Here is a 15880-nt window from a genome sequence, read left to right as displayed (position 1 = left end):
CAACCCTTGGATCAAGATTGAACTATCTTTTTCCTATATTTTGAGTTGAAATTTAAACATCTAATTATTTTGAGATTGTATGTTATTTGAACTGATCCGCTTGGAATTCCTAAAGAGTTTCCGATCCACGGCATTTGCTAAAAGTGTGATGGTAGCTATTTTTCTGGGATTTTTAGCAATTATGCTTTTAGGATATCTTTTGATGGCAGGGATTTTTCTAAGCAGAATTCTGGAAGCACTTGCAGAGGGACAAGATCCTATTCAGGTGCTCAATTCAGGTTTGATTTTCTTCTTTTTGGTGGAATTCATGTATAGATATTTTCTTCAACAGCTTCCTGTTATTGAGCTGGAAAGTCTCTTGCATCTGCCGATTTCGAAGAAAAAAATCATGCATATGCTACTGGGAAGATCATTTTTCTCTCCATTAAGTATTATTACTTTGGTGCTTTTTACACCTTTTGCATTTACTGGGATTTCTGTTGAGTACGGAGTTTCAGGCGCAGTATCTTGGCTAGGAACGGTGGTGTTTATCAGTTGGTCCTTGCATTGGTTAATGCTTTGGTTCAAACAGCGTTTTGAGGACAGTCTGATAGGTGTGGTGATTGTATTTATTGTCCTTCTTTTGGGCGGTGGTTCTACCTACATGGGCTGGTTTAATCTGGGGGAACTGGTGGCTCCATTTTTCACACTTGCCATGAGTAGTTATCTTCCTTTGGCTGTAATGCTGGTCGTTTGTCTGGTAGGGTATTATCTGGCATTCTCCTATTATCTGAACAATGCTTACTTGGAAGATTTGGGGAAAGAAGAAGAAGCACGTTTTGTCAATCAATCGGTAGGGTTCTTTTCGAGATTTGGAATGGCTGGCGAGCTTGCAAACTTAGAATGGAAGCTGATCATTCGTCACAAAAAGAGTAGAACTTTTCTAATGCTGAGTGCCTTTTTCTTACTGTATGGGACCATTTTCTATGATAATCCAGACTATCAATCTGGGCCAATGCAAAATATTTTTATTTTCGTAGGAATCTTTATTACAGGAATTTTCATGATTCAGTATGGGCAGCTTTTCTTAAGCTGGAATTCTGGATATTTTGACTTTTTCCTTAGTCGAAAAGATGGGGTAAAAAATTTAGTAAGGGGCAAATACCTTTTGCTGTTATCCATCTCCTTATTATGCTTTTTGTTATCAATTCCCTATGTCTATTTTGGTTGGTCATTCTTACTGATTCACTTGGCTACTTTTCTGTTTAATGCTGGAATAATGATCCATCTGATTATTTATTTGGCTCTTTGGAAGCCAAAACCTATGGATTTAAATAAAGGTGCAATGTTTAACTACGAGGGAGTGGGGGCTGCTCAGTTCCTTATGATTATCCCAATGATGGTTGCTCCATACGTAGTTTATTTGCCTTTTGCTATGATTTTCAATTTCTATGCTGGATTGGCAGCATTAGGTATCATAGGAGTTATAGGGATTTTATTCTTTAATCAGCTTTCCATGATTAATATCAATAGGGTTTTAAAAAACCGATACGAAATTTCATCTTCATTCCGCCAAGAGTTATGATTCAAGTTACTGATCTAAAAAAACAATATAAAGAAGTCGTTGTCCTCGATGTGGCCAATCTAACCATTCCCAAGTCGGAGTGCTTTGGATTGGTGGGGAATAATGGCGCTGGAAAAACGACCTTGTTTAGGATTATGCTTGATCTTGTGAGAGCCTCGCAAGGAAAGGTGGAGATTGATTCCAAGGATGTAAGTAAATCTGAAGACTGGAAGGCCACCACAGGAGCTTATTTGGACGAGCATATGCTCTTGTCTTATTTGACTGCCGATGAATATTTTCATACACTTCGCAAGATCTATGGCCTATCGGAGGCTGATTTGCAACTTCATCTGAGCAAGTTTACAGAGCTGTTCAATGATGAGATCGTGGGGAAAAAGAAATATATCCGTGATCTATCAAAGGGTAATCTGAAGAAAGTGGGAATAGCAGCTGCTTTGATGGGAAATCCTGAGGTAGTTTTTCTGGATGAGCCATTCGAGAACTTGGATCCCAGTTCTCAGATCCGATTGAAGAAATTGATCCTTCAGGAAAAGGAGGCTTCCCAGGTTACTTTTTTGATATCCAGCCATGACTTAAATCATGTGGCGGAGATCTGTGATCGAATTGTCTTGCTTGAGAAGGGAAAAATTATCAATGACCTGAAAGACAAATCCGCAATGTTGGCTGAACTGGATGCTTATTTTACTGGCTGAGCCTTGGAGATCATGTTCATCTTTTGATATAAAATGAACATGATTGGTAATAGATGGATTTTTCTGGACAGGTTTTGCATACGTGTCCAGAATTTATTGAAATCTGGACATATAGCCAATATGTGTTCAGCAAATGGACATATAATCGATATGTGTCCATTTTTATGAAAAATATGAACATGTTTATTTTTTCATGTTCATATAATCGGTAAATTTGGACGCGATAAAGAACGTGTTCCATGCCTTACGATCGAAATATTCTCTTTAATGACTTGCCTTTACTTCCAATATCCAAGGAAGTGGAAGAAGAAATTACGATTCTGAAAAAACTGGTTACTGCATCGAGAGCGTTGGCTTCTGTGAATGCCAGCGTACTTCGCTTGCCAAATCCAACGATGCTGGTGAATACCATCGCCCTTCAGGAGGCCAAGAGTTCCACTGCTATTGAGAATATTTTCACCACGGAAGATGAGTTGTACAAGGCAGTTTCAGACTTGATCCAAGAGGAAAGAGCTGATTCGGCGACAAAGGAAGTGCTGCGGTATAGAGAAGCACTCTGGGAAGGATATGCAACGATGAAAGACAAGTCCAGCATTAATCAAGATGTGATCTTGGGGGTGTTCAGAGAAGTGAAAAACACGAATGCAGGTTTTAGATCTCCTGCCACACAGACGATTATCAAGCGGGGGAATAGTGAGTTTCGATCAGGGGAGACGGTTTATACTCCACCGAGGGGAGAGAAGTTGCTTCAGAACTTGATGGATAACTGGACGGAATATCTCGGGAATGACATTGACTTTCCAACTGATCCGCTGCTGAAAATGTGCATTTCACACTATCAATTTGAAGCGATTCATCCATTTGCAGATGGAAATGGGCGAACGGGCAGAATATTGAATCAGCTCTATTTGGTCAATAAAAAACTACTTGATCTTCCCGTGCTGTATTTGTCAAAATATATCATCGTCCATAAAGAAGACTATTATTACCATCTGGGTGGAGTTACACAGCGAGGTGACTGGAAGACTTGGATCTTATTTATGCTGGAAGCAGTGGAGAAAACTTCAATTCTAACTGAGGATTTAATCCGTCAAATCATTGTCCAGATGGAAGCTACTTTAGAGCATGGAAAATCAAAAATCAAGTGGTATTCGAAAGAGGTGAATGAACTTATTTTTTCCCAGCCGTATCTGAAATCCAAATCGCTGGGGGAATTGATGGGAGTGAGCTCAAGAACAACGTTGACGAAGTACTTCGCCGAGCTGGCTGAGGCAAAAATTCTTTTCCCTAAAAAGGATGGGAAAAAAGTGTACTATGTAAATGAAGAGCTTGTCAGGATTTTGGCGGATTGAAATAGAAACCTGTAATTTTTAGTATGATTACCCTCATCCGAGCTATCGGATGATACCAGTTGCCAAATTTTCTTTGTTTTACTGGCTAGAAGATCCACCACAGCGGGCTGGCTGAAATGGCCTAAATGATAAAGTTTACCAAAATCTTTTGGTGCTTTAATCTCTTTAGGTAGAAAATCGGATATACATACCCTCTAATATATGGGATTAAGTAATTGATAGTCAGTACATAGTGTTTTTATAGTAATGAAATATGTATTGGCTGTATGTTAATTGTATTATTAATCACATAATAGTTGAACAAAGTATTTATATTCACAACTTATTATCTAATTCATATCTTTAAATTATCAAATGAAACTTTTCAAAACCCTTATTTTATTAGCTACTGTAAGCATTGCTTTGTCATGTAGCTCCAGTGAGAATGAATCGCCTTTGGATTCAAAATTATTAGTAGGTGACTGGAAATTTGATTCCTACGATTATGCAGTTACTACAAAAACCTCATTTAATGGAGATATCTATGAATCAAAAAGCGAAGGAACAGCTATTGAATCTGATGCTAAAGTGTCATTTAGTGAGTTACCTAATACTTATTCTGGGGAAGGTTATTATTTAGTTTCTTTAAAAACAGAAGTTAATGGTACATCTTATGAGCAAGTAATAGAGGTAGACAACTTCCTCCAAGAGGGTACTTGGGAAGTTAGTGGAGATAAACTCTTTGTTTCTAATTCAGATCAGCAAACAGACGAACTAACGATAGTAGAATTAAATAGCACTTCACTGGTACTTCATTTTACTAAAGGGCTTAATGAGAATTCTAATGGGTCAAATATTGAAACAATGATAGAAGGAACTGCATACTATTCCCGTAATTAATACTAAAAAAAGTCCCTCCAAATATTCGGGGGGACTTTCCACATTCCTATCCCTACCATTGAATGGATTGACATTCAACCTTAATCAACCAATTTATTTCCATCCGCCACCTAGGGCTTGGTATATATTTACTTTGGCATTCATTTGCTTCATCTTGGTCTCGATCAATTCGAATTTGGATTCCAAGGCATCCCTTTGAGTCAGCAACACTTCCATGTAATCTGCTCTTGCAGACTTGAATAGTTCGTTGGAAATGTCTACTGACGAAGTAAGCGCCTGAACTTCCTGCGACTTTAGATCATAGGTATGCTTCAGATTCTGAATATTGGAGAGTTGATTGGCTACTTCTATGTAAGCGTTCAAAATGGTTTGCTCATAGTCGTAGATAGCCTGAATCTGCTTGGCATTTGCAGTCAGATATTTTGCTTTTATAGCATTTCTATTGATCAGTGGAGCTGCCAGTTCACCTGCGACAGAATAGATCAGAGATTCTGGAGCTGTGAAAATGTAGCTAGGATTAAACGCGTTAAATCCAAGCCCAGCCGTGATAGCCAGCGAAGGATAGAAGTCAGCTTTTGCCACCGAGACGTCAATTTTAGAAGCGGCCAATTCGAGTTCAGCCTGCCTGATATCAGGGCGGTTTGCCAACAGTTGGGAAGGAATACCAGCCTGAATTGTCTCAGGAATCAGGTCTCCGAATGCGTCTGAATTTCTCTCCACCCGCTGAGGAAATCTACCTACCAGAAAGTTGATTCGATTCTCGACCTCTATAATATCCTGTTGAATACCATATTGAAGGCTTTGGGTATTCAACACCTGCGCTTGAAACCTTCGCACCGCCAACTCTGTCACCCGGGCTGCATCTTTCTGATATTTCACAATCTCTAGGGCATTGTTTTGAATCTCAATATTTTGCTTTACAATAGCCAGCTCATTGTCCAGTGCCAGCAATTCATAATAAGAGTTGGCGATCTCCGAGACCAGATTTGTAACCATAAAGTTTTTACCTTCCACACTGGCCAAGTATCTGGTCATTGCAGCCTTTTTGGCACTTCTTAGCTTGTGCCAAATATCTACTTCCCAAGTAGCATATGCACCAAGCATGTAGTCTTGAAGTGGTTCAGGCATTTCTTTGCCGGGCTTGATATCCGTATTGGCATCATTTGCACCTTGGCTGGTATACCTGCCTACTTTGTCTACTCCGGCCGCTGCGCCTATGTTTACCGATGGAAGAATCTCTCCCTTTCTGACCCTAACTTCGTTTTGGGCGATCTGAATTTCCTGCAAGATGATATTCAGTTCCTGATTGTTGCTCAGCGCAGTGTCGATCAGCGCCTTTAGGTACGGATCAGCAAAATAGTCTTGCCATTTCACTTCTGACGCAGTATTTCTTGTGTCCTGAGGGCTATCAGTATAGCTCTCAGGTACATCGTTATTTATGCTCTTCTGTAGTAACTCAGGAGTTTTGCAAGCAGTCACAGCTAAAGCCATTGTCACTGACACTAGACATATATTTATTGTTTTCTTAAGCATGTGAGTGGTGTTTTGGTTCGGATAATGGACTTTCATCTTGGTTCTTGATCAGATGGCGACCATCCGCTAAACTTCCAAATATGAAGTATAAGCCAGGGACAATAATTACCCCGAAAACGGTACCGAATAACATGCCTCCAAGTGCAGAAGCACCGATGGTATGGTTACCGATTGCCCCTGCACCAGATGCCAAAATCAATGGAATCAACCCAGCGATAAAGGCAAATGATGTCATTAGAATTGGGCGGAAACGTACCTTAGCTCCCTCGATGGCTGCTTCAAAAATGCTCAATCCTTCCTGTCGTTTTTGAACAGCAAATTCCACGATCAGCACGGCGTTTTTACCCAATAATCCGACTAGCATAATGAGTCCAATCTGTGCATAAATATCATTGTCCAGCCCCATCAGTTTCAGCAAGAAGAAGGAGCCAAATACTCCCGCAGGAAGCGAGAAAACCACAGCAAGCGGAATGATAAAGCTTTCATACTGTGCTGCCAATACGAAATACACGAATACCAATACGATCAGGAATACATAAAGAGCTTCATTACCTCTGTTGGATTCATCATATGAAAGTCCTTCCCAGGCAATGTCGTAACCTTTTGGAAGCGTCTGGGCAGATACTTCTCTGATCGCTTGAATCGCATCTGCAGTCGTATATCCCGGTGCCGGAAGTCCACGGATGGATGAGGAATTGTACATGTTGAAGCGGGTAACTTCATTTGGTCCCTGGGTTTTCTTCATGGTCATGAATGCTGAGTAAGGAACCATTTCACCTGCTTCATTTTTCACAAACAGATTCAAGACATCGGAAGGAAGTCTCCTAAATGCAGGATCTGACTGAACATACACTTTGAAGAATCTGCCAAATCGGATAAATCCCTGCTCGTATGTACTTCCGATAAGGATGTTCAGGTTTTCCATCGCTTTTCCTATGGATACACCTTTTTGCATTGCCTTGTCGTTGTCTATTTCCAGTTCGTATTGGGGATAGTTTGCTGCAAAGAAGGTAAACAAGCCGGTGATCTCTTTTCGCTTGCCCAAGTCATCCATGAATTGCTTGTTGATCTTATCAAACTCTTGATAATCAGTCGTCGTAGTCTGGTCTAAAAGCCGCATAGAGAATCCTCCTGACGAACCAAATCCGGGAATTGCCGGCGGTTCGAAGAATTCTATCACTGCACCAAGACCTTTGGATTCTCCCTCCAGTTCTTCCATGATTTCTTTTACGCTGTGCTTTCGTTCGCTCCATGGTTTTAGGTTGATCAAACAAGTGCCGGCATTGGATCCCCTGCCTTCAGTCATGATTTCGTAGCCTGCCAAAGAAGAAACAGATTCTACACCGTCTATCTCTTCACATATTTTCTGCAGCTTTTGTGAGACTTGATTGGTTCTTTCCAGCGTAGCGCCGGGAGGTGTCTGGATAATGGCATAGATGGTTCCCTGATCCTCACTAGGAATAAATCCTGCAGGCAAAATTTGGTTTTCCAAAACAATACCTGCTCCAAAGAGCAATAAGATACCGAATGTAAGCCACCTTCTGCTTACCATGGATCTAAGCAAGCTTACATATTTCCCGGTTAATTTATCAAAACCGCTATTGAAACTGTCCAGGCCTTTCGTCAGCAGGTTTCTCTTCTTCTCTTTACTATGGTTGTTTTTCAAAAGCATGGCACATAGCACAGGTGTCAGCGTTAATGCAATGATGGCGGAAATCACAATGGAACTGGCCATGGTGATAGAAAACTGTCGATAGAATGTTCCTACCGGCCCACTCATAAATGAGATAGGCAAGAATACAGATACCATTACCGCAGTGATGGCGATGATCGCCCCACTGATTTCACCAAGCACCCTTTTTACAGCCTGGTATGGAGTCAAATGAGGGAACTCCTCCATCTTGGTATGTACAGCTTCCACCACCACAATCGCATCATCCACCACAATACCGATGGCAAGTACCAAGGCAAATAGTGTAATGATATTGATCGAGAGTCCGAACATCTGCAGGACAAAAAACGCTCCTATCAGCGATACAGGTACTGCTATGATAGGGATCAAAGTAGAACGCCAATCCCCCAAAAAGATAAACACAACCAAGGCTACCAGAATAAATGCATCCCGTAGCGTATGGATCACCTGCTCGGTAGATGCATCCAAGAATCGGGATACGTCATAACTGATTTTGTAATCCATTCCGGGAGGAAAAGAAGCTTTCATTACTTCCAACTCCGCTTTTACTTCTTCGATTACGTCACTTGCATTACTGCCATAGTTTTGCTTCAGTACAATCGCAGCAGACGGGTGACCATCCAAATTGGAATAAATATCAAAGAATTCACTTCCCAATTCAGTTTTGGCGATATCCTTTAAATGAATGCTTTCACCTTCAGCATTAGCTCTGATGATAATATTGTCATACTCTTCAGATTTGCTAAACCGTCCCTTATAAGTAAGCACATATTCCAGCGACTGTGCGGCGATTCCAGAACTTTGCCCAATTCTACCCGGACGTCCTACAATACTCTGATCTCCCAATGCTTCCATGACTTCTTCCACAGAGATGTTGTAGGCACGCATGCGGTCAGGATTTAGCCAGACACGCATAGCGTATGAACGGCTGCCTAATATCTGTGATCTTGCCACTCCTTTGATCCTGTTGATTTCAGGAATCATATTCACGTTAGCATAATTGTACAGGAATTTTTCATCCATGTTTTCGCTCGTGGAATACAGGTTGACATACATCAGCATACTCGGTTGGATAGGTGTAATTACCACACCTTCTCTCTGAACGAGTTCAGGTAGAAGAGGCATTACCTGATCCACCCTAGTCTTGACCCGTATGACAGCCTGGTTCGGGTCAGTGCCTGGTTCGAAAATGATATTCAGAGTCGCTTCGCCTGCACTCGTAGCATCTGAAGCCATGTAGCGCATATCCTCTACCCCGTTGATGGAGTTTTCCAGCGTAATAAGGGTTGACTTCACCAACACATCTGCACTTGATCCTGGATAAGCTATGAAGATACTTACTGTCGTAGGAGCAATCTGAGGGAACTGAGATATAGGTAGTTGCTTAATAGCAAGTGATCCTACAAATACGATCATGATCGAAATCACAATCGCAAAGACTGGTCTTTTTATGAAAATAGTAAACATTATTACTTCTGGTTTTTATGAGAATTGACTACTCTGCATACAAGTCTAATTGAGACAATGCTGTATGCGGCCGCACGAAATCGTAATGGATTTCGTCATTTTCCCTAACCAGTCGAAGACCTTCTAAAAGAATTTTATCAGTCTTTTCCAAACCACCTGAAATGGCATAAATGTGCGGAAGCTCAGCAGCAATAGTCACTTCCCTAGAGCGGATTTTATTTTCTTCATCCACCACGTACACGTATTTTTTTTCCAGTACTTCAAATGTCGCTTTTTGTGGTATCAGCAATGCGTCTTTGAGTGGAATACTCATTTCTATATTGCCTGTTTCGCCATGTCTTAAAAGTCCATCGGGATTAGGGAATGTTGCTCTGAATGCAATATTTCCTGTTTCATTATTGAAATCTGCCTCAATTGTCTCTACTACTCCAGGATAGGTGAAGTACTTATTGTTTGCCATTAGAAGGTTGACTATGACTTCATCATCACTCCTCGCTTCTGTTTGGTATTCTAAGTATTCTGCTTCCGGAACGTTGTAATAAACCCACATCTTACTGTTGTCTGAGAATTCAGAAAGAAGTTCACCTTCATCTAACAAGCTCCCTTCCCGTACCCGGAATCGACCGATAATTCCATCAAAAGGGGCTCTGATTTCTGTAAATTGTAAATGTACTTCTGCAAGAGCCAGCTCAGCTTTTGCTTTCGCTAATTTTGCTTTGGCCATGGCCAATTCATTGGGAGCGACAATGTTTCTGTCAGCCAGAGTTTTAGTGTTTTGAAATTCTATCTCAGCAAAATCCACTTCTGCTGCAGCACTTTGTTGCTCAGCTTCGTAGAGCTTGGGCATGATTTTGAACATGAGTTGCCCTTTTTTTACGAGCTGGCCTTCATCTACATAAATCCTTTGCAGGTAGCCTCTTTCTTGAGCACGAAGCTCAATATGTTGGATGGAATGAATTTGGGATACATAATCTTTGGTGATTAATGTATCCATAATAAGAGGACTAGTGACCAGGAATGTGGTTGCACTTTCCTTATGCTCTTCTCTGTGTGTATTACAGCTAGTAATCCACAATGTGCCGCACAGGCTCAAGAGCATGAAAATTTGATTTTTCATGGGATGGTTTTTTAGAAATGATACTATTTTCTAGGTGATTTTGGGAAGCTGTGTATAGCAAATACACTGTGTCTCTATAGCTAGTCGCTATAGGGAATAGACTAATAAATAAAAAGGGAAGGGTGGGCAATAAACGATTGCATAAAAAAGGGTATTATATCCTAAACACTTGAATTACAAGGTGTATTCGATGTGTTTGAGTGTTCGGGATAAACTTGCTGAAGTGCAAGTCTCCTAGTAAGTTTTGGAATAAAAATTCAAAAAAACGTGTGAAGTGCAGTGCCGTGAGATATTGATACTCCTCAAAGTGATCGTTACTAACAAATTCCTTTTCCTCTTCCTCAATCTTGGAATTATTGACTGTGAATATATCACTGCCGTGACCTTTGGTCGTAGAGATGGAAAGAGGATGCTGGCGGGTACTGTTGGTACCTAATACATTTTCAAATGTGCCTCCATAGCTATTAATAGCATTATCCGTATCTATATTGGCATAGATAGAACTATAGCCACTCGATATGAGGATGCTTAGCGATAATAAGAATCTAATTAGATACTTTGCCATTTGGGCACAAACTTAGATAAGAGTTTTATGATAGTCAACTACACTTGGTTAATTATTAATGAATATTGTTTTATAGTATCCGCATTGATTTCTTATCCAATTTTCCTCTGTTTATCGATTAAGACCTCAATGAAGGCTTATTAGAGGGTATTTACGTTGTATTTGAAGTAGTTAGCTTAGATGCATGAGAAGATTTGTCTAGGAGTTGATGAAAATGATAACCCCGAGATAGAGTTAAATTGTTAGTCAAAGTTCTACTAGAGGAGGCGAAGTCTTGGTACTTCAGAATTCCTTCAAAAGAAAACCGTAGCTTTTCGGAGACAAATTTATGATCCGTAATTTGCTTAGCTATCCTGGAATAAGTTATTCATGAAGATATTGTTGGTAGAAGATAATATAGACCTTACAGAGAATATCAGTAATTACCTCCTCAATGAAGGAATTCGCTGTGAATCGGCACGTACACTTTTTGATGCCCAGGATAAATTGCTCAGCTATGCCTATGATTGCGTACTGTTAGATCTTATGCTTCCAGATGGAAGTGGTCTAGATCTTCTGGATAGTATCAAAACGCACAAAATTGACACGAATGTGCTTATAATATCAGCGAAGGATTCTTTGGATGACAGGCTCTCGGGTCTGGATCAGGGAGCTGACGATTATCTTCCAAAACCCTTTCACCTTTCAGAACTGCTGGCAAGATTGAAGGCCATTTACAGAAGAACTAAAATGCAGGGCTTTGATGAAATGGTTTTCAACGAAATCACCATACTGAATTCTAGTTTTCAGGCTTTGGTGAATGACAAGGTTCTGGAACTTACCAAAAAAGAATTTGACCTTCTCCTGTTTTTTCTGATAAATAAAGATAGGGTAGTGGGTAAGCAGGCTATTGCGCAGCATCTCTGGGGAGATTACACAGACGATCTTTCAAATTTTGATTTTGTGTATCAGCATGTCAAAAATCTACGAAAAAAAATATCTACAGCCGGCGGTAGGGATTACATAAATACAGTCTATGGATTAGGATACAAATTTGACACTTCAGTGATATGAAATCGAGCATGACTCAAGCGACATTCAGAGAGATGATTATTATCCATGTGAGATTCTCCCGAATCGATCTCGATAACTATCGGGACGGGACAGGCTATCTGACCATTGAAAAACAAAAAATAAACAGATGAAATCGAGCATGACACAAGTGACTCAAGGAGAAATGATTATTCTGTATCGCGAGATTCCATGTGACCTTCAAAATACAATTATAATCACATGAAACTCATCAATATCATCAGTCTTTGGTTTTTGGGTATCACTGTAGCAGCATTGCTATTCGGTACTGTTTTTATATACAATAAACTAAGTTCCGAAATAGATTTTGAGCTGGGAATGGAGCTTGATCGGCAGATAAGTTCTTATGCCGAGCGAATTAAGAATGGCGCACCCGTCCAAAGTCTGGCTATGGATAAACTCGAAATCCAGGAGATCCCGATGGACTTGCCGATAGAAGATATTTCGCTCCGTGACACGCTGGCCTATCACGATCCTATGAACAAAAATGAGATTCAGCTAAAAGCCAGCCGGTCCTTCAAAATAGATGGAAAACACTACCGGATTTCCTACTTTAATTTGGTGGTGGAAGCAGATGACATCACAGAGACGGTTGTCACCACCATGCTTGTGGTATTTTTCATTCAATTGGTGTTTATAGGGTTTTTTCTGCGTGTGATATCCAAAAAGATTTTCCGTCCTTTTAATGAAAGTTTGAATAAGCTACAATGGTTTTCATTCCAGAAAAACGAGCCTCTGAAGTTTTCTTCCAACGGAATTTATGAGTTTGACCGACTAAATATGTTTTTAGAAAAAATGTCCAAAAAACTCCTAAAGGACTATCGACAGATTAAAGAGTTCTCTGAGAATCTCTCGCATGAAATTCAAACACCTTCAGCGGTAGTTAGAGGGAAACTTGAATTGCTAATGAATGAAGATATTTCTGAACCTCAGGCTGTACTTATTCAATCTGCATACGACAACAATGAGAGGATTCGAAGAATTGTCAAGTCATTAGCAATTTTAGCCAAGCTGGAAAATGAAGAATTTGAGTCTCCCGACCCTTATAATTTCAGCGAGGGAATGCATCATCTCCTAGGAAGCTTAGAAGAAATTATTCAGATCCATGCCATACGACTGGACCTTGAGATAGAGGATGAAGTAATCCTGGATATCCATCCGTATGTTGCCGAGATTCTACTTCACAATCTGATAGGAAATGCCATCAAGCATAATTTAGAAGGAGGATCAATAGAAATCCAATTGGATCAACACGTACTGGAAATAAAAAATACAGGAAAAGAACCTTCTTTCCACCCGGAAGAAATGCTCAATAGATTCAAGAAAGAATCCGACTATTCAGATTCAGTAGGCTTAGGATTGGCAATTGTAAACCAAATCTGTAAAAACTACGGATTCCGTCTCCAATACAAATTTGAGAAGCAACTTCATGTAGTTCGCATACAATTTAGATGACATGCTTCAAAATTGGTATAGAATGTTGGTGTATACTTACACTAAAACCAACTGATTATCCTGATGAAGCCGCAACATAAATTCCTTCTAATACTAGCCTTGATCGCCAGTCCATTATTTGGATTGGCCCAGACTTTTGAACTCACCGGTACACTTCGTGACCAAGAAAGGAATGAGGCTCTTGGCTTTGTTCAAGTGGCACTTTTTGAATCTGAAAGATCAGCAAGTCCCATAATCTATAGCGATACCGATGAGCAAGGTCAATTTGTTCTCCAAGCAGAACAAGGTGACTATGTGCTGAAAGCTTTTTTTATCGGCTATGAAGACCTACTTGTAAAAGGTGTGAAGGTCAATGGTGATGTTTCTCTTGGCGAACTGACTATGGTAAGCGATGCTGCTAAGCTCGAAGAAGTGGTAGTTCAGACTACTAAGATGCCTGTGCGATCAAGTTTGGAAGGTATCATTATCTCACCTGAAAACAACCTGGCAAATGCTGGCGGAACTTTATTGGACATACTGAGAAATACACCTTCCATTTCGGTATCTGAAGACGGCAGTATTTCACTGAGAGGAAGTAGTGGCACCAATATTCTGATAAACGGAAGAAACTCTTCTCTCACCCAGAATTTGGATCAGCTTCCAGCAAGTGCGGTGGAGGAAATAAAGATCATCAACAATCCAAATGCAAGATATGATGCAGCAGCAGAAGGTGGAGTGATAGATATTGTCTTAAAAAAAGGGCAAGATTTTGGGACTCATGGGGGGGTGGAAGCTACCTACGGAACAAGGGCAAGGACAAGTATGGGCGGAAGAATAAATCATCGTAACGTCAAATTCAATGTATTTGGAGGGTATAATTACAGGAACTGGAAGAGCATTGGGGAGCGGAGTTCCATTCGGGTAATATTCGAAGATCAGGAAAAACTTGATCAAAATACTATAAGCTCAGAGCGGGAACCAAGCCATAACCTTAATTATGGAGCTGATTATTACTTCGGTAATAATGTGTTGAGCTATGAAGGTGTTTACCAATATGGACACCAATTCCAGACAAATACGTTATTTTCTGAACTATCAAGTTTGGCATCAGGTGATTCGGAGGAATCATTTGATTATGTCAGAAGGAACAATGAGGATGAGATAGATGAAGGATTGGATAATGCTTTGATTTTTGAGCATAATTTCAAAGATAAAGGACATTTATTTCGGGCTACTGCGAGTTACTCTTATCGTAATCAGTATAAAACGCAGAATATTGACATTTTCACCAACACACTAAACCCATCACCGGAGAATCTGACTGGCGAAGAGCAGGCATTCACTGATGAGGTGAGAAATATCACGGTGCTACAGGCTGATTACATTCAACCCTGGGAGACAGGTAAATTTGAAGCAGGTCTGAAATCAAACATAAGGAAGTTTGATAATGATTATCGGTACCTGAGATATAGGGAGACCAGTGATTCTTTTGTTGAAGACCCAGCTGTCAGTAACCAGTTTCTTTACAAAGATCAGATTCATGCTGGATACGCCATATTTTCATCTAAAAAGGAAAAATTTGAGTATGCACTGGGACTTCGGGGTGAATACACGCAAGTAGATACTTATCTGAAAAATACAGATGAGACAAATAACCAGCGCTATTTCAACCTCTTCCCAAGTGTGCAGGGTATGTATAATCTTAATGAAAATCACTCCTTGAAAGTTACCTATTCCAGAAGGATAGATAGACCTACTGCTTGGAGATTGAATCCTTTTCCAGATATCACAGATTCCTTGAATATTAGACGTGGTAACCCCGATCTAGAACCAGAAATGATCAATTCATTTGAACTTGGGCATTTGGCAAATTTTGAAAAATCAAGCTTCACTACCAATTTGTTCTACAGGCAGGTAAATGGACAGCTCGACTTTATCACCATCGTGGAAGATGGAATCTCCTATTCACAACCGTCAAATTTGCTATCCTCCCAATCGTATGGGATGGAATTCATCGGTGTCTCCGAAGTTAACAGCTGGTATTCAGTGAATGGTGGACTTACACTTTTTAGAATAACGGTGGATGGATCAAATATCAGTGAGGATTTTACCAATTCTGGCTTTTCTTGGAATGCTAAACTTACTCAGGATTTCAAATTACCGCTGGGTGTTAACCTGCAATTGGTTGGGAATTACGATTCCCCCGAAGTGGAAGCCCAAGGTCGGGACCTTGCCCGGTACTCTGTGGATGCTAGTGTTCAAAAGTCTTTTATCGATGACAAAGCAAGTATATTACTCAGTTTGAGAGATGTTTTCAATACGCAGAGATTTGCGGGACAAACGCTAACAAATACCTTTTCTCAGGAATTCAGGGCGAAAAGGGAAACCCGAATCTTTCTGGTAACAGCAAGATATAATTTCTAAAATATGATAGTCCGCGTTTTTACCAGTAGGCGTCATTTCGAAAAGTGGTCTCGACAAGCTTGACCACCGGAGTTTTTATGTTGATCCTA

At 40.3% G+C, this 15880-nt stretch carries 12 protein-coding genes; 8 read left to right on the top strand and 4 right to left on the bottom strand.

Annotated elements, in window-relative coordinates:
* Window positions 1–79 precede the first annotated feature (79 nt).
* From SYJ56_RS23095 to SYJ56_RS23080, 4 genes are all read left to right on the top strand, one after another.
* Window positions 80–1564: a DUF5687 family protein gene (locus tag SYJ56_RS23095; protein WP_323838377.1), complete on the top strand. Its 1485-nt coding sequence runs from the start codon at window positions 80–82 to the stop codon at window positions 1562–1564.
* Window positions 1561–2256 (top strand): ABC transporter ATP-binding protein, encoded by a 696-nt coding sequence (locus tag SYJ56_RS23090; RefSeq protein ID WP_323838375.1) that lies wholly within the window; start codon window positions 1561–1563, stop codon window positions 2254–2256. Before SYJ56_RS23095 ends, SYJ56_RS23090 begins: the two co-directional genes overlap by 4 nt.
* 239 nt (window positions 2257–2495) lie before the next feature.
* Window positions 2496–3608, top strand: a complete 1113-nt coding sequence (locus SYJ56_RS23085; protein ID WP_323838373.1) for a Fic family protein — start codon at window positions 2496–2498, stop codon at window positions 3606–3608.
* A gap of 354 nt (window positions 3609–3962) precedes the next feature.
* Window positions 3963–4487 carry a lipocalin family protein gene (locus tag SYJ56_RS23080; protein WP_323838371.1) on the top strand — a complete coding sequence of 175 codons (525 nt, stop codon included), beginning with the start codon at window positions 3963–3965 and terminating at the stop codon, window positions 4485–4487.
* A gap of 93 nt (window positions 4488–4580) precedes the next feature.
* On the opposite strand, the gene SYJ56_RS23075 is transcribed toward SYJ56_RS23080, so the two are convergent.
* The 4 genes from SYJ56_RS23075 to SYJ56_RS23060 all read right to left on the bottom strand — a co-directional run bounded on the left by SYJ56_RS23075 (window position 4581) and on the right by SYJ56_RS23060 (window position 10862).
* Window positions 4581–6020: a TolC family protein gene (locus SYJ56_RS23075; RefSeq protein ID WP_323838369.1), complete on the bottom strand. Its 1440-nt coding sequence runs from the start codon at window positions 6018–6020 to the stop codon at window positions 4581–4583.
* Window positions 6013–9180 (bottom strand): efflux RND transporter permease subunit, encoded by a 3168-nt coding sequence (locus SYJ56_RS23070; RefSeq protein WP_323838367.1) that lies wholly within the window; start codon window positions 9178–9180, stop codon window positions 6013–6015. The genes SYJ56_RS23075 and SYJ56_RS23070 overlap by 8 nt, the downstream gene beginning before the upstream one ends.
* A gap of 28 nt (window positions 9181–9208) precedes the next feature.
* Window positions 9209–10297 (bottom strand): efflux RND transporter periplasmic adaptor subunit, encoded by a 1089-nt coding sequence (locus SYJ56_RS23065; RefSeq protein ID WP_323838365.1) that lies wholly within the window; start codon window positions 10295–10297, stop codon window positions 9209–9211.
* 154 nt (window positions 10298–10451) lie between these two features.
* Window positions 10452–10862, bottom strand: coding sequence for a hypothetical protein (locus SYJ56_RS23060; RefSeq protein WP_323838363.1), 411 nt, complete (start codon window positions 10860–10862; stop codon window positions 10452–10454).
* Window positions 10863–11231: 369 nt separating this feature from the next.
* On the opposite strand from SYJ56_RS23060, the gene SYJ56_RS23055 reads away from it, so the two are divergent.
* The 4 genes from SYJ56_RS23055 (at window position 11232) to SYJ56_RS23040 (ending at window position 15791) form a co-directional block, all read left to right on the top strand.
* Entirely contained in the window at window positions 11232–11915 is a 684-nt protein-coding gene (locus SYJ56_RS23055; protein WP_323838361.1) for a response regulator transcription factor, read from the top strand.
* Window positions 11912–12046, top strand: a complete 135-nt coding sequence (locus tag SYJ56_RS23050) for a hypothetical protein (protein ID WP_323838359.1) — start codon at window positions 11912–11914, stop codon at window positions 12044–12046. Before SYJ56_RS23055 ends, SYJ56_RS23050 begins: the two co-directional genes overlap by 4 nt.
* An 88-nt stretch (window positions 12047–12134) precedes the next feature.
* Entirely contained in the window at window positions 12135–13388 is a 1254-nt protein-coding gene (locus SYJ56_RS23045) for a sensor histidine kinase (protein WP_323838357.1), read from the top strand.
* 63 nt (window positions 13389–13451) lie between these two features.
* Window positions 13452–15791 carry a TonB-dependent receptor gene (locus SYJ56_RS23040; RefSeq protein WP_323838355.1) on the top strand — a complete coding sequence of 780 codons (2340 nt, stop codon included), beginning with the start codon at window positions 13452–13454 and terminating at the stop codon, window positions 15789–15791.
* The last annotated feature ends 89 nt before the right edge of the window (window positions 15792–15880 follow it).

Origin of the sequence: Algoriphagus aurantiacus, from assembly GCF_035156405.1 — a bacterium.
GTDB lineage: Bacteria > Bacteroidota > Bacteroidia > Cytophagales > Cyclobacteriaceae > Algoriphagus > Algoriphagus aurantiacus.
This window is presented reverse-complemented; position numbering and strand designations above follow the sequence as displayed.

What these genes read in the sequence shown, in the direction of transcription:
- SYJ56_RS23095 (WP_323838377.1), top strand. Translation starts at nt 80, where the DNA reads ATGTTATTTGAACTGATCCGCTTGGAATTCCTAAAGAGTTTCCGATCC.
- SYJ56_RS23090 (WP_323838375.1), top strand. Translation starts at nt 1,561, where the DNA reads ATGATTCAAGTTACTGATCTAAAAAAACAATATAAAGAAGTCGTTGTC.
- SYJ56_RS23085 (WP_323838373.1), top strand. Translation starts at nt 2,496, where the DNA reads ATGCCTTACGATCGAAATATTCTCTTTAATGACTTGCCTTTACTTCCA.
- SYJ56_RS23080 (WP_323838371.1), top strand. Translation starts at nt 3,963, where the DNA reads ATGAAACTTTTCAAAACCCTTATTTTATTAGCTACTGTAAGCATTGCT.
- SYJ56_RS23075 (WP_323838369.1), bottom strand. Translation starts at nt 6,020, where the DNA reads ATGCTTAAGAAAACAATAAATATATGTCTAGTGTCAGTGACAATGGCT.
- SYJ56_RS23070 (WP_323838367.1), bottom strand. Translation starts at nt 9,180, where the DNA reads ATGTTTACTATTTTCATAAAAAGACCAGTCTTTGCGATTGTGATTTCG.
- SYJ56_RS23065 (WP_323838365.1), bottom strand. Translation starts at nt 10,297, where the DNA reads ATGAAAAATCAAATTTTCATGCTCTTGAGCCTGTGCGGCACATTGTGG.
- SYJ56_RS23060 (WP_323838363.1), bottom strand. Translation starts at nt 10,862, where the DNA reads ATGGCAAAGTATCTAATTAGATTCTTATTATCGCTAAGCATCCTCATA.
- SYJ56_RS23055 (WP_323838361.1), top strand. Translation starts at nt 11,232, where the DNA reads ATGAAGATATTGTTGGTAGAAGATAATATAGACCTTACAGAGAATATC.
- SYJ56_RS23050 (WP_323838359.1), top strand. Translation starts at nt 11,912, where the DNA reads ATGAAATCGAGCATGACTCAAGCGACATTCAGAGAGATGATTATTATC.
- SYJ56_RS23045 (WP_323838357.1), top strand. Translation starts at nt 12,135, where the DNA reads ATGAAACTCATCAATATCATCAGTCTTTGGTTTTTGGGTATCACTGTA.
- SYJ56_RS23040 (WP_323838355.1), top strand. Translation starts at nt 13,452, where the DNA reads ATGAAGCCGCAACATAAATTCCTTCTAATACTAGCCTTGATCGCCAGT.